This is a genomic window from Allobosea sp. OK403 (genome assembly GCF_900113835.1).
GTDB lineage: Bacteria > Pseudomonadota > Alphaproteobacteria > Rhizobiales > Beijerinckiaceae > Allobosea.
Window position 1 is genome coordinate 40,796 of record NZ_FOQV01000005.1, and the last position, 13,010, is coordinate 53,805.

The 13,010-nt window shown below is 66.7% G+C and carries 11 protein-coding genes; 7 read left to right on the plus strand and 4 right to left on the minus strand.

The features are described 5' to 3' along the window. The first annotated feature begins 226 nt into the window (after positions 1–226). A complete protein-coding gene (locus BMZ97_RS18185; RefSeq protein ID WP_092172631.1) occupies positions 227–577 on the plus strand; it encodes a RidA family protein in 351 nt (116 codons plus the stop codon). Positions 578–805: 228 nt separating this feature from the next. Continuing rightward, positions 806–2,110, plus strand: coding sequence for a hypothetical protein (locus tag BMZ97_RS18190; RefSeq protein ID WP_139221255.1), 1,305 nt, complete (start codon positions 806–808; stop codon positions 2,108–2,110). A gap of 147 nt (positions 2,111–2,257) precedes the next feature. Here BMZ97_RS18190 and BMZ97_RS18195 read toward each other — a convergent pair whose 3' ends face one another. Further along, positions 2,258–3,409: an aminotransferase gene (locus BMZ97_RS18195; protein WP_092173286.1), complete on the minus strand. Its 1,152-nt coding sequence runs from the start codon at positions 3,407–3,409 to the stop codon at positions 2,258–2,260. Positions 3,410–3,777: 368 nt separating this feature from the next. On the opposite strand from BMZ97_RS18195, the gene BMZ97_RS18200 reads away from it, so the two are divergent. The 3 genes from BMZ97_RS18200 (at position 3,778) to BMZ97_RS18210 (ending at position 8,051) form a co-directional block, all read left to right on the plus strand. Continuing rightward, positions 3,778–5,256: a cobyric acid synthase gene (locus BMZ97_RS18200; protein ID WP_092172638.1), complete on the plus strand. Its 1,479-nt coding sequence runs from the start codon at positions 3,778–3,780 to the stop codon at positions 5,254–5,256. A gap of 176 nt (positions 5,257–5,432) precedes the next feature. Next, positions 5,433–6,029, plus strand: a complete 597-nt coding sequence (locus BMZ97_RS18205) for a TetR/AcrR family transcriptional regulator (RefSeq protein ID WP_092172641.1) — start codon at positions 5,433–5,435, stop codon at positions 6,027–6,029. A gap of 60 nt (positions 6,030–6,089) precedes the next feature. Continuing rightward, positions 6,090–8,051, plus strand: a complete 1,962-nt coding sequence (locus tag BMZ97_RS18210; RefSeq protein WP_092172644.1) for a nucleoside-diphosphate sugar epimerase/dehydratase — start codon at positions 6,090–6,092, stop codon at positions 8,049–8,051. On the opposite strand, the gene BMZ97_RS18215 is transcribed toward BMZ97_RS18210, so the two are convergent. Both BMZ97_RS18215 and BMZ97_RS18220 read right to left on the minus strand, forming a co-directional pair. Further along, on the minus strand, positions 7,978–8,904 hold the full coding sequence (locus BMZ97_RS18215; protein WP_092172647.1) for an NAD-dependent epimerase/dehydratase family protein: 927 nt from the start codon (positions 8,902–8,904) through the stop codon (positions 7,978–7,980). The two genes, BMZ97_RS18210 and BMZ97_RS18215, sit on opposite strands and share 74 nt — an antisense overlap. Continuing rightward, positions 8,897–9,940, minus strand: a complete 1,044-nt coding sequence (locus tag BMZ97_RS18220; RefSeq protein WP_244546479.1) for an MraY family glycosyltransferase — start codon at positions 9,938–9,940, stop codon at positions 8,897–8,899. Before BMZ97_RS18220 ends, BMZ97_RS18215 begins: the two co-directional genes overlap by 8 nt. A 294-nt stretch (positions 9,941–10,234) precedes the next feature. On the opposite strand from BMZ97_RS18220, the gene BMZ97_RS18225 reads away from it, so the two are divergent. Further along, positions 10,235–10,696, plus strand: a complete 462-nt coding sequence (locus tag BMZ97_RS18225) for an MmcB family DNA repair protein (protein ID WP_092172653.1) — start codon at positions 10,235–10,237, stop codon at positions 10,694–10,696. Here BMZ97_RS18225 and BMZ97_RS18230 read toward each other — a convergent pair. Further along, positions 10,693–11,667 (minus strand): LysR family transcriptional regulator, encoded by a 975-nt coding sequence (locus tag BMZ97_RS18230; RefSeq protein WP_092172656.1) that lies wholly within the window; start codon positions 11,665–11,667, stop codon positions 10,693–10,695. The genes BMZ97_RS18225 and BMZ97_RS18230 overlap by 4 nt on opposite strands. Before the next feature lie 99 nt (positions 11,668–11,766). On the opposite strand from BMZ97_RS18230, the gene BMZ97_RS18235 reads away from it, so the two are divergent. Further along, positions 11,767–12,936 carry an MFS transporter gene (locus BMZ97_RS18235; RefSeq protein WP_092172660.1) on the plus strand — a complete coding sequence of 390 codons (1,170 nt, stop codon included), beginning with the start codon at positions 11,767–11,769 and terminating at the stop codon, positions 12,934–12,936. The last annotated feature ends 74 nt before the right edge of the window (positions 12,937–13,010 follow it).

The following is a 13,010-nucleotide window of genomic DNA, read 5'->3' on the forward strand; positions in this document are numbered from 1 at the left end:
TGGGATCACTTCGTGAGCCCATCTGACATCATCCGGCTCTCGCAGGATGCGAAAAAGTGGGACCCGGTTTTTCGCATTGATCCTGCTCTAACTCCTTGGTGAGAGACGGATTCAGATTTCAGCTGGGATCACTTTGTGATCCCAGCTGAAATCATCCGGCTCTAGGCGTTTGCGAAAGGCTCCGGCTCGGGCTACCAGCAAGCGCCCTTTTTCAGGAGACAAGAGCATGAGCATTCAGCGCATCGGCGTCGGCCCTCGTATGTCGAAGGCCGTCGTTCACGGCGACACCGTCTATCTTGCCGGCCAGGTTGCCGACAAGGCGGCGGGCAAGAGCGTCGCCGAACAGACCTCCGAGATCCTCGGCATCATCGATTCGCTGCTGGCCGAGGCCGGAACCGACAAGACGAAGCTGCTGATGGTCAACATCTGGCTCGCCGACATGGCGACCTTCGCCGAGATGAATGGCGTCTGGGACAAGTGGATCGTTGCGGGCGCGACGCCGGGCCGCGCTACGGTCGAAGCTAAGCTCGCCGCGCCGCAGTTCACGGTCGAGATCGCGGTCATCGCGGCCAAGTAAGGCGTTAGAGCATTGCGCGAAAAAGTGGTTACCGGTTTTTCGCAAGAGCAATGCTCTCAACTCCTGGAATCGATCACGTTTTTCGCATTCGGACGTCTCCGTCCGAATGCGACATGATCGAGCGCCAAGCCGGAACGGGAGGCCGCCATCAGTCAGTCCGAGGAGCTCGCACCACTTCTGGCGCGCGTCGCCGGGCGCCACGGCTTACCGCCGGTGGCGCTGCCGGCCATGGTCGCGGATTGGCTGCGTCGTCCGGGCTCGGCGCCTCCCCAGGAGGCGCTGCTGGACCGCAGAGCAGTTGATTTCCTCGCTTTGACCAGCCGGCTTGGCGTGCCGCTCGGCGACACGGAAACCCGTCGCCTGCGCGGCGAGGCGGCGTCTGCGCTTGCAGCCGGGCGCTTCGCCGATGCAGACAAGGCGCTTGCTCAAGCTGAACTCCATTCGATCGGGGGCTCGAGCGACCTCTCGGCGCTGCCGGTCGCGCAGCGGCTCTGGATCGGCGAGAATCGCGCCGATCGGGCTGGAATCAGCTTCCTGCGAACGACGCCGGACGCCTATCGCGAGGCCGCTGGCCGCTATGGCGAGGCTTCCGCCCTGATCGGCCTCGCCGACATCGATCGCAGCCGCGCCGTCGCGCTCGCTCAGGCGAAGGCGCTGGCACGGCTCAGCGAGGATTTCGGTGAGCGTGACGGTTATGATGCCGCCGTGACCTTGCTGCACCGTTTGCTCGAAGGGCTCGACAGCCTGGAGGATGCGGTTGCCTTTGCCGGTGCTCAGGACGTGCTGGCGACCGCGCTTGAAGCTCAAGCCGAGATTGCCGGCAAGGAGGATCTCCGCGTCGAGGCACTCGCGCGCTGCCGGGCGGGGGTGGAGAACCTCCATCGCGACGAAGCGCCGCTCCTCTGGCACGCGCTGACGGTTCGCTTCGGTCGGCTCGCCGTTACGCTTGGCGAAGAGCACGAGGACGATGCGCTGCTGGAAGAGGCGGTCACGGCATTCGCCGCCGTTCTCGCCGTCTGGGATCGCAGCCGCGACGAGGCGCGCTGGCTGGAGGCCGAGCACTTGATCTCGCGCGCTCGTGCTGCGCTTGGCGGGCGCCGGAGCGATCTCGCTCTGCTCGAGCGCGCCTTCAACGGTTTCAATCGGGTTGCCAAGGCGGTCGATCGCGCCCGGGAGCCTTTGCGCTGGGCCGAGCTGCAGGACCAGATGGGCGGCGTGCTTGTCGCCATGGGCGAGCGCTACAGCGAGCCCGTCGTATTCGAGGAGGCGATCGCGGTCTTCGCCGCAGCGCTTGAGGAGCGTCGGCGCGAGAGCGTGCCGCTGCTCTGGGCGACGAGTTCAGCCAATCAGGCACTGCCGATGATGCGCCTTGCGGAACGGCGCAAGGACCCGGTTCTCGCCAGGCAGGCATTGACGCAGATCGCCGTCGCCATCGAGGCCATGCGCTCGGCCGGCTTTGCTGCCAATGCCAAGCGCCTCGAGGCGCACCTGATCAAGGCCGGCGCGCTGGTCGAGGCGCTGCACAAGGCTTAGATCACGTCGCCTTCGGACGGTTCCCTTCGAAGGCGAAAAAAATGTGATCGATTCCAAGAGTTTAGAGCATTGCTCTTGCGAAAAACCGGTGCCCACTTTTTCGCGCAACGCTCTTGAGAGCGGGCTTTCGCCCCTCGCAAGCGATGCTCAGGCCGCTTTCCGCCAATCGGCCAGCCGCTCCAGCGCGGCGTCCAGCGTCGAATCATGCTTGGCGAAGCAGAAGCGCACCACGGTCTTGACCGCTCCTTCCGCATAGAAGGCGCTGACCGGAATCGCCGCGACACCGTTTTCCATGACTAGGCGCTGGCAGAAGGCGACATCGTCGCTCTCCCCCAGCGCGCCGATGTCGACATTCAGGAAATAGGTGCCGACGCTGGGCAGGACGTCGAAGCCAAGCCCCGTCAGGCCGGCGGCGAAACGGTCGCGCGAGCGCTGGAAATCGGCGCGCATGCCCTCGAAATAGGAATCATCCTTGCCCAGCCCGTAGGCGACGGCGGCCTGCAGGTTCGGCGGCGTGGTGAAGGTGATGTATTGATGCGCCTTGGCCAGCACCCGCATCAGGTTCGGTGCCGCCATCACCATCCCGACCTTCCAGCCGGTCAGCGAGAAGATCTTGCCGGCCGAGGAGATTTTCACCGTGCGCTCGCGCATGCCTGGCCGCGACAGCATCGGCTTATGCCTGTGGCCGTCGAAGACGACATGCTCCCAGACCTCGTCGCAGATCGCGACCGCATCGAACCGGACGCAGAAAGCAGCGAGCAGATCGAGATCAGCCTCGCTGAAGATCGTCGCGGTCGGGTTCAGCGGGTTGTTGAACAGCACGACGCGGGTCTTCGGCGAGAACGCCTTGGCGAGGGCTTCCTCGCTTAGCCCGAAGGCCGGTGGCGTCAGCGTCACGAATTTCGGGATGCCGCCGGCGCGGCGCACCAGCGGCACATAGGCGTCGTACATCGGTTCGAACAGCACGACTTCGTCGCCCGGCGTGATCAGAGCCAGCAGCGCGCCGGCGATCGCCTCGGTCGCGCCTGAGGTCACCATGACCTCGGCGTCGGGGTCGAGATCGAGCCCCTGCCAGCGCTTGAAATGGGTCGCGGCGGATTGGCGCAGCTCCGGCAGGCCCATCATCGGCGGATACTGGTTCCAGCCATTGATGACGGCGTCGGCCGCCTTGCGCCGGACGTCCTCGGGACCGGGATCATCGGGAAAGCCCTGGCCGAGATTGACGGCGCCGGTCTCGCGCGCGAGCCGCGACATCACCTCGAAAACGCTGGTCTGCAGGGCGGAGAAGATCGGGTTCATCGTCATCGGGCCGGCTCAAGCGAAGCTGTTTTGGGCGAAAGCAGGCAGGGCCTCTACCATGCCATGGGCCGCAGCGCATCCCGGATGGTCAAGCGAGGATGTGTCGGAATAGGCCCGACGAAATATGGAATGATGAATGTTGACATTCGTCAGAGATCAATGCTTATCTGTCCAAGCCGGTTCACGACGGGCGCCCGCGGCGGCTTCGCCCCTTTGACGCTGCGGGATATTGGCGTGAACCGGTGACCCTCCCTTTTGCGCTGCGTCTTTAGAGCCTGCCCCGGCTACTGCCCGCGGCTTTGGGACGGTGCGGGTATGATGCCGAAAACCGGCTCCCCCTTTGCGTGGGCATGCTCTAATCACAGCGCATGAGCTTAGCGCACACCCCCGCAATCATGATCCTGGGCACCGGCTCCAATGTCGGGAAATCCCTGATCGTCGCAGGGCTTTGCCGCCTCTTCACCGATCGCGGGATGAAGGTAGCGCCATTCAAGCCGCAGAACATGTCCAACAATGCGGCGGCGACGCCGGGCGGCGAGATCGGCCGCGCCCAAGCCTTGCAGGCCCGTGCCGCCCGCATCGCGCCCCATGTCGACATGAATCCGGTGCTGCTCAAGCCCGAAAGCGAGACCGGCAGCCAGATCGTGCTGCAGGGGCGTGTCGCCGGCCATCTGGCGTCTGGCGATTATGCCAGGCGCGGCGACTTCCTGCCTCAGGTGCTGGAGAGCTTCGAGCGATTATGCGCCAGGGCCGACCTGGTCATCGTCGAAGGCGCGGGTTCGCCGGCCGAGACCAATCTGCGCGCGCGCGACATCGCCAATCTCGGCTTCGCCCGCGCTGCCAACGTGCCTGCGATCCTGATCGGCGATATCGATCGCGGCGGCGTCATCGCCAGCCTCATTGGCACGCATGCGGTGCTGGAGGAGGCCGATCGCGCCATGCTCCGGGCCTTCGCCATCAACCGGTTCCGCGGTGATGCCAGCCTGTTTCGCGCCGGCGTCGAGACGATCCAGACTGCGACCGGCTGGCCTTGCCTGGGCGTCGTGCCCTGGTTCGCGGAAGCCGCGAGGCTGCCCGCGGAGGACGGGCTCGACCTGCGCTCGGGCGCGCGCAAGCCCGGCGCCGGCTTGAAGATCGCGGTTCCGGTGATGCCGGGCATCGCCAATTTCGACGATCTCGATCCACTGAAGGCCGAGCCCGGTGTCGATCTCGTCCTGGTCCGGCGCGGAGAAGCACTGCCTGGCGACGCCGATCTGATCATCCTGCCCGGCTCCAAGACGACGCTGCGCGATCTCGCCGTTTTGCGCAGCGAGGGCTGGGACATCGATATCCTGGCGCATCAGCGGCGCGGCGGGCGCGTTCTGGGCCTGTGCGGCGGCTATCAGATGCTGGGCCGCGTCGTGCGCGATCCGCTGGGCCTGGAGGGGCCGGCCGGCGAGGCTGCGGGCTTGGGCCTGCTCGATGTCGAGACGGTGCTTGATCGCGAAAAGACCGTACGCGAGGTCGATATCGCCCATGCGGCGAGCGGGGCCGCGGGCCGCGCCTATGAGATCCATCTCGGCTATACGCAGGGCGCCGACACCATAAGGGCGCCGTTTCGCGTCGGTACCCGCGCTGAGGGGGCCACGAGCCCGGATGGCCGCGTCGTCGGCACCTATCTGCATGGCGTCTTCTCGGCCGATCCGGTCCGCACGGCCTGGCTTGCGGCGATCGGCGGCGTTGCCTCTGAATTCTCCTACGAGGCCGAGGTCGAGGCCACGCTCGACCGGTTGGCTGCCCATCTCGCCGCCCATCTCGATGTCGAGGCGCTTTTGGCGCTGGCGCGGCAGAGGCCCGGATTCACCTGAACCGGTTGCAATCGCCCGCTGTCCGGCTTGGGCGCGATCGGCAGCAAGAATGTGCAATCGGCACCATGCCAAGATCGGTTAAAGTCTTTGTCTGTCATGAGGTTGACGAATGATGAAATTCGTCATACCAATAAATTCCGAAGACTGCCTGCCAATCAGCACATCGGACAACCGCGTTGAGCCATCCTGAACGCGATACGAGGCAAACCATCGTCGACACGGCCGAGCGCTTCTTTCGCGACATCGGCTACCAGAAGACGACGGTCGCCGACATCGCCAAATCGCTGCGCATGAGCCCAGCCAACGTTTATCGCTTTTTCGATTCGAAGAAGTCGATCAACGAGGCGGTGCTGGCTCGCTACAAGGGCGAGCACGAGGCGGCGCTGGCTGAGATCGCGGCCGAGGACCGGCCGGTGGCCGATCGCTTGCGCGACATGCTGCAGACCTCCTACCGCATCAACCAGGCCCGCTATGCCGACCAGCAGCGCATGCATGAGATGGTCTGCGCGGCGATGGAGGAGAGCTGGGACGCGATCCTGGGCCATATCGCCAGATTTGACGCCATGCTGTGCAAGGTCGTCGCGGAGGGCGTCGAGAGCGGAGCGTTCCGGAAGGTCGATCCCGGTGAGGCGACCCGCTGCATCCGCACGGCGATGATCCGCTTTCATCACCCGCTGCTGATGTCGCAATGTTCGCGCATGCCGGGGCCCAGCATCGACGAGATGATCGACTTCATCATGGCTGCGCTGGAGCCGCCGGTCGGCGCCGCTTGAGCTGCTCCCGCCTCCACTTGCGTTGACAAGCCCTCCGGGGAGCGGGATACCCCGCCTGCCATGGCCTCTTTCTCCAAACAGAATTTCAAGAAGCTCGCCGTCATCGTCCATGATCTCGTGGTCACGGCGCTGGCGATCTGGCTCGTCTTCGTCATCCGTTTCGAGAACTGGCAGCTCGCCGAGCATCTCAGGCTCCTGCCGCGCGGCCTGCCGTTCTTCGTCGCCTATGCCGGGCTGGTCTACTGGTTCTTCTCGCTCTACCGCTCGAAATGGCGCTTCGCCTCGCTGCCGGACCTGTCGAACATCGTCAAGGCGGTCTCGATCCTGAGCCTGACCCTGCTCGTGGTCGACTATGTCCTGGTCGCGCCGAACCTCTATGGCACGTTCTTTTTCGGCAAGATCACGATCGCGCTCTACTGGCTGGTGCAGAACGCGCTGCTCGGCGGCCCGCGGCTGGCCTATCGCTATTTCAAATACTCCCGCTCCAAGCACTTGGCGCAGCGCGGCCAGACCCTGCCCGCGCTGCTGCTCGGGCGCGGCGTCGAAGTCGAGATGGTGATCCGTGCCATGGAGGCCGGCACCATGCGCAATCTGCGCCCGGCCGGCATCCTGTCGCCGCGCGCCGATGATCTCGGCCAGTCGATCCGCGGCGTTCCGGTGCTGGGCCTCCTGGCGGAGATCGAGACGGTGGCGCTGGATGCTGCCGAGCGCGGCGAGCCCTTCCGCCGCATCGTTGCGACGGCGAGCGCGCTGGTTCCCGAAGCCGAGCCCGACAAATGGCTGGCGCGCACGCGCAAGCTCGCCTTGCCGATTTCGCGCGTCGACAGCCTGGGCGAGGGCATGCGCGACACCGAGCTCGCGCCGCTCGAGATCGAGGACCTGCTGGTTCGACCCACGGTCACGATCGATCGCGAGCGGCTGGGCTCCTTCCTGAAGGGCAAGCGCGTGCTGGTCACCGGCGGCGGCGGCTCGATCGGTTCCGAGATCTGCCTGCGCTGCGCCGCCTTCGGCGCGGCCGAACTGCTGATCGTCGAGAGCTCGGAGCCTGCGCTCTTCCAGATCACCGAGGAACTCATCGCCCAGGGCCACCAGACCGTGGTCAACGGCGCGCTGGCCGATGTGCGCGACCGCGCCCGCATCACGCCGCTCTTCACCGCCTTCGCACCCGACATCGTCATCCACGCGGCGGCGCTGAAGCATGTGCCCTATCTGGAAGCCGACTGGACGGAAGGCATCAAGACCAACATCTTCGGCTCGGTGAATGTGACGGATGCCGCCATTGCGGCCGGCGCCAAGATCTTCGTGCTGATCTCGACCGACAAGGCGATCGAGCCCGTCTCGATGCTGGGCGCGACCAAGCGTTTCGCCGAGATGTATGTCCAGTCGCGCGATGCCGAGTTCGTCGCGGCCGCCGCCGGCATGCGGCTGGTCGCCGTGCGCTTCGGCAATGTGCTGGGCTCGGTCGGTTCGGTCGTGCCGAAATTCAAGGCGCAGATCGAGCGCGGCGGGCCGGTGACGGTGACGGATCCGGAGATGATCCGCTATTTCATGACGATCCGCGAGGCCTGCGATCTCGTCCTGACCGCCGCCTCGCATGCGCGCGGCGATGAACCGGAGGCCGAGCGCGCCGCTGTCTACATCCTCAAGATGGGTCAGCCCGTCAAAATCATGGACCTGGCCGAGCGCATGATCCGGCTGGCCGGCTATGAGCCCGGCATCGATATCGAGATCGCGGTCACCGGCGTCAGGCCGGGCGAGCGTCTCAACGAGATCCTGTTCGCCCGCGACGAGCCCAAGGCCGAGACCGGGCTCGACGGCGTCATGGCGGCCAAGCCGATCTTCGCCGGGCGCTCGCGCATGCAGGGCTGGCTGGCGCGGCTCGAAGTCGGCATCAAGAATGACGAGCGCGCCGCCGCCGAGGCCATCCTCGACGAGGCGATTCCCGATTTCAGGCTGCGGGCGAAGCCGCAAGCCGGGCCAGAGCTGCCGGAGCCGCGACCCGCGGCCGCCAGCCGGCCCTGAGCAGAGCGTCCGGCGTGGCAACGAGCCCGCCGCGCAGCTTGGCGAAGGCGTCCTGCTTGCCGGCAAGACGAGCGGCAACGCCGAGCCATCCTGCGGGCACGGGAACCAGCCCGGGCTTGCGTTCCAGGCCCGCCCGCATCGCCGTGATGATCTCCGCGACGCTGATCGGCTCGGGGTCCGAGACGATATAGCTCCTGCGGGACGGGCAGGCCGGCGTCAGTGCGAACAGGATCGCTTCGGCCAAATTCTCCACCGCCAGCAGCGAGCGCCGCGCGTTGAGCCCGCCGAGCGGCAGCGGCAAGGGCAGGCGTGCGAGGCTGAGCAGCGCTGCCATATTGGCCTTCACGCCCGGCCCGTAGATCAGAACCGGGCGCAGGCTCACCCAGTCGAGATCGAGCGCGGCCAGGCCTTGCTCGGCGGCGAGTTTGGAGCGGCCATAGGCGTCATCGGGCGCCGGGCTGTCGTCGTCACGCAGGGCTGCGCCGTCGAAAGCCCCGCTCAGCGCCTTGATCGAGGAGAGATAGATGAAGCGCGCAATGCCCGCTTGCCTGGCGGCTTCAGCGAGGTCGAGCGTCGCCTGCGTGTTGATCCGCCGGTAGAGCGCCTCATCGAGGCCTGGGCCGGCATGGGCGAGCCCGGCCATGTGCACGACATGGTCGACGCCTTCCAGCGCGGCGCGCCAGTCGATGGGCGCGCTCATGTCGCCGGTTACGACGGTCTCGATGCCGGGCGGGGCCGTGGTGGCGCGGCGCTGCGTCAGGCGCAGGCGATAGCCCGCATCGCGCAGTGCCGCGACGACATGGGGGCCGACGAAGCCGCTTGCGCCGGTCACGAGGATGCGCGGCTCAGCCATGGGCGGCCTTCGGGCGCGCAAAGCTGTGCAGCAGAGCTGCGGTCAGCAGCAGTGCCGCCGCAAGGCAGGCGAGTTGCCCCCAGAGGCCGGGGATACGCAGGCTGAGCGCAGCCAGTGCGATCAGGATCAGGTTCAGCATGGCGATGCGCGTGACGATGCCGAGCACGCTGAAGCCGTTCGTCGTCGCCTGCTGATAGAGATGCGAGCGATGCGCCTCCCAGATTTTTTCGCCACGCGCCAATCGGCGCAGCAGCGTCAGGGTGGCGTCGCAGAGATGGTAGAGCGGCAGGATCAGCGCCGCCGCGAAAGCGCCGGTTCCGGCGAGCCTGTAGAGCAGATACGCCGTGAGCAGGCCGATCGGCAGCGAGCCGACATCGCCGAGGAAGAGCCGGGCGCGCGGCTTGTTGAAGGGCGCGAAGCCGATCAGCCCGCCGCAGAGCGCCGCCGCCAGCCAGCTGCTGCCCACATCGAGCGCGCCCGCCTGTCCAGCCAGCGCCAGGGCGCCGGTCAGGGGCACGATGCCGGCGATGGTGATCCAGTCGATCCCGTCCATGAAGTTGACGAGATTGACGAACCAGACGCCGGCAAGCAGCGCCAGGGCTCGCTCCAGCACCAGCGGCATGAGACCGGGAAACAGCCGCAGCCCCGGCGCAGCATAGACGATGACGAGCCCGACGCAGGCTGCTTGCAGCACGAGCCGCAGGCTCGCCGGCAGTGGCCGGATATCGTCCCAGGCGCCGACGATGGCGAGCAGGATCGCGGCCGCGGCGACCAGCAGGAGATCGTTTTGCGCCCCGGCCGGAAGTGGGCCGAGCTGAAGGCCGGGACCGAACAGAACGCCGGGCCCGAGCGCCAGGAAAGCTCCGGCCAGGACCGCGATCCCGCCGCCTTGCGGCGTCGGGATGCTGTGGCTGGAGCGTGCATTGGGGCGCGCCAGCGCATAGCGCGCGAGCAGCGGCCGCAAGGCGACGCAAAGCACGGCCGAAATGGCGGCCGCGGCGATCAGGATCAGGAGGGGGGCGAGAAAGCTGTCCAAGGCGGCGGCACCATAAGCAAGTCGAAGCAAATGCCTAGAGGGGATGATCTCGCTTGGAACCATGACGCGTCATTCCGGACAAGCCGCGTCAGCGGCGCTGATCCGGAATCCATCGTAGAGCGCATCGCCCTCCGATGGATTCCGGGCCTCCGCGGAGTTTAGCCTTGGGCCGATTGAAGATCGGACCCGGGGGCTGCGCCCGGAATGACGGCGCGTTTCCGGTGTTTGTCGCGAGACCGTGGCTGAAAGAAAATTCGACTTGCCGTGCCGGGCACAAACAGGGAACATATAGGCATGTCCCTGACCGATACCCGCCTGAACCCGCCGCCGACGCGGCCCGACATCACCCGCGCCGTCTGCCGTGGCGCGGGCCGGCATCTGCGCGAGCGCGGCTACGCCATCGTCAAGGAAATGACCTTCGCCAATGGCCGGCGCGGCGACATCGTCGCGCTCTCGCCGTCGGGTGAATTGCTCGTGGTCGAGGTCAAATCGGGGATCGAGGATTATCGCGTCGACGGCAAATGGCCGGATTATCGCGACTATTGCGACGGTTTCCTCTTCGCGGTCGCGCCGGGATTCCCGCGCGAGATCCTGCCTGAGGATGTCGGGCTGATCGTTGCCGACGCCTATGGCGGCGAGATGCTGCGCGAGGCGCCCCGCCACCCGCTTAGCGGCTCCAGGCGCAAGGCGCTGACCATCGCCTTCGCCAAGCTCGCGGCCGGGCGGTTGGCGCTGCTGGAGGATCCAGGCCTCTAGACGAGGCTCGATTCGGCGGCTTTTGCCACGCGGGGTGGGCGTTTGGCTTCTGCGGCCTCTGGCGGCGCCGTCAGGTCCACTGTTTCGACCAGGAAATCGATGAAGGCGCGTACGCGGGCCGGCAAGCGGCCGCCATGGCCGACATAGACCGCGTTGATCTCCTCGACATCGCCGGGGTTGAAATCCTCCAGCACCGGCACGAGCCGGCCGGCCGCGATGTCGTGGCCGATATGGAAGAGCGAGAGCCGCGCCAGCCCCTGCCCGTTCAAAGCGAGCTGCCGCGCGCTTTCGCCGTCACCGACCGTGACGCGGCCATGGGCCGGGACGAAGAGGCGTTTGCCGTCGAGGCAGAACGGCCATTCGTCGCAATGGCGGGCGAAATTGAAGGTGATCAGGTCGTGCCGTGCGAGATCGGCGATGCTCCGGGGCGCCGGGTGGCTGGCCAGATAGTCGGGCGAGGCGACGATCGCCATCGCGGCTGCGCCGAGCTTGCGCGCCACGAGTTGCGAGGGGCGCATCGGCCCGACCCGGATCGCGACATCGGCGCGCTCGTCCATCAGATCGATGACCTGGTCGGTGATGGTGATGTCGAGCTGCACGCCGGGATGGGCGGCCATGAAGCGCGGCGCGAGCGGCAGCAGGTAATGCCGGCCGAAGGGCACGTTCGAATTCACCCGCAATCGCCCGCGCGGGATCTGGCAGGCGGCGACCGAGCGCTCGGCCTCGTCGAGATCGGCCAGCACGCGCAACGCCCCGGCGTGAAAGGTCGCGCCCTCCTCGGTGAGCTGGAGCTTGCGGGTCGAGCGGATGATCAGGCGCACGCCGAGCCGCGCCTCGAGCCGCGCCATCAGCTTGCTCACCGCCGAGGGTGTCATCCGCAGCGAGCGCGCCGCCGGCGAGAAGCCGCCGAGCTCGACGACCCGCGCGAACACCTCCATCTCGCCGGAGCGGTTGATGTCTGGCCGCGGCATGATGACTTCACCTCACAAATCAATGTCCTGACGGCAATCTAATTCATAGGCGCGCGAACGACCATATCCCCGGCTCATCACCATTCCCGGAAAGCCGTCATGCCCGTCGCACTCTATGCCCTCACTGTTGGCGCCTTCGGTATCGGCGTCACCGAATTCGTCATCATGGGCCTGCTGCTGCAGGTCTCGGGTGACCTCGGCATTTCGATCCCGACCGCCGGTCTGCTGATGACCGGCTATGCGCTCGGCGTCTTCGTCGGCGCGCCAATCCTGACGATTGCAACCCGAGGGCTGCCGCGCAAGACGACGCTGCTCGTCCTGATGGCGATCTTCACTCTCGGCAATCTGGCCTGTGCACTTAGCCCGAGCTTCGGCTGGCTCATGGTTGCGCGCATCGTTACGGCGCTGGCGCATGGCACCTTCTTCGGCGTCGGCTCGGTCGTCGCGACCGGGCTTGTCGCGCCGGAGCGCAAGGCCTCGGCCATCGCCGTGATGTTCACGGGATTGACGCTGGCGACCTTGCTCGGCGTGCCCTTCGGTTCCTGGCTCGGCCTGGCCTATGGCTGGCGCGCGACCTTCTGGGCGGTGACCGCGATCGGCATCCTGGCTTTCGTCTTCCTGGCACTGTTCGTGCCCAAGGCCCGCGAGACCGTGCCGCTCGCGCCGCTCTCGGAAGAGTTTGCGGTACTGGCCCGGCCGCAGGTCCAGCTCGGCCTGCTGATCACCGTGCTCGGCTTCGGCGGCGTCTTTGCGGTCTTCACCTATATCCAGCCGCTGCTGGTCGAGCTCGCCGGCTTTAGCCAGGAGGCGGTCTCGCCGATCCTGCTGGTCTTTGGGGCCGGTCTCGTCGTCGGCAATCTGCTCGGTGGCCGCTGGGCCGATCGCAGCCTGTCGCCCGCCCTGATCGGCACGTTGCTGTTGCTGACGCTGGTGATGGTCGCAGCCGGCTTCGCTTTTCACAGCAAGATCGGCGCGGTTGTCGCGGCCTTTGCGCTGGGAGCTGCCGCCTTTGCCACGGTCGCGCCGCTGCAGATGCGGGTGCTGCAGCAGGCCGGCGGCGCGGGCCAGGGGCTGGCGTCCAGCCTCAATATCGCCGCCTTCAACCTCGGCAATGCCTTCGGCGCCTGGCTCGGCGGCTTCGTCATCAGCCATGGCCCGGGGCTGCCCGCCATCGCGCCGATCGCCGCGCTGGTGCCGCTGGCGGCGCTTGGCCTCGCCGCCTGGAGCCTCGCCATCGAACGGCGCAGCGCCCGCCTCGCGAGCGTCTGATTGTTTTAACGCGTTTTCTCCGCGCAAACGCTTCGCGTTTGTCGCGAGGGAACCGGCGTCCGCTTCGCTCGAAA

Coding starts and splice junctions, on each gene's coding strand:
- BMZ97_RS18190 (WP_139221255.1), top strand. CDS start 806: ATGGTCGCGGATTGGCTGCGTCGTCCGGGCTCGGCGCCTCCCCAGGAG.
- BMZ97_RS18185 (WP_092172631.1), top strand. CDS start 227: ATGAGCATTCAGCGCATCGGCGTCGGCCCTCGTATGTCGAAGGCCGTC.
- BMZ97_RS18200 (WP_092172638.1), top strand. CDS start 3,778: ATGAGCTTAGCGCACACCCCCGCAATCATGATCCTGGGCACCGGCTCC.
- BMZ97_RS18230 (WP_092172656.1), bottom strand. CDS start 11,667: ATGCCGCGGCCAGACATCAACCGCTCCGGCGAGATGGAGGTGTTCGCG.
- BMZ97_RS18215 (WP_092172647.1), bottom strand. CDS start 8,904: ATGGCTGAGCCGCGCATCCTCGTGACCGGCGCAAGCGGCTTCGTCGGC.
- BMZ97_RS18235 (WP_092172660.1), top strand. CDS start 11,767: ATGCCCGTCGCACTCTATGCCCTCACTGTTGGCGCCTTCGGTATCGGC.
- BMZ97_RS18210 (WP_092172644.1), top strand. CDS start 6,090: ATGGCCTCTTTCTCCAAACAGAATTTCAAGAAGCTCGCCGTCATCGTC.
- BMZ97_RS18195 (WP_092173286.1), bottom strand. CDS start 3,409: ATGAACCCGATCTTCTCCGCCCTGCAGACCAGCGTTTTCGAGGTGATG.
- BMZ97_RS18225 (WP_092172653.1), top strand. CDS start 10,235: ATGTCCCTGACCGATACCCGCCTGAACCCGCCGCCGACGCGGCCCGAC.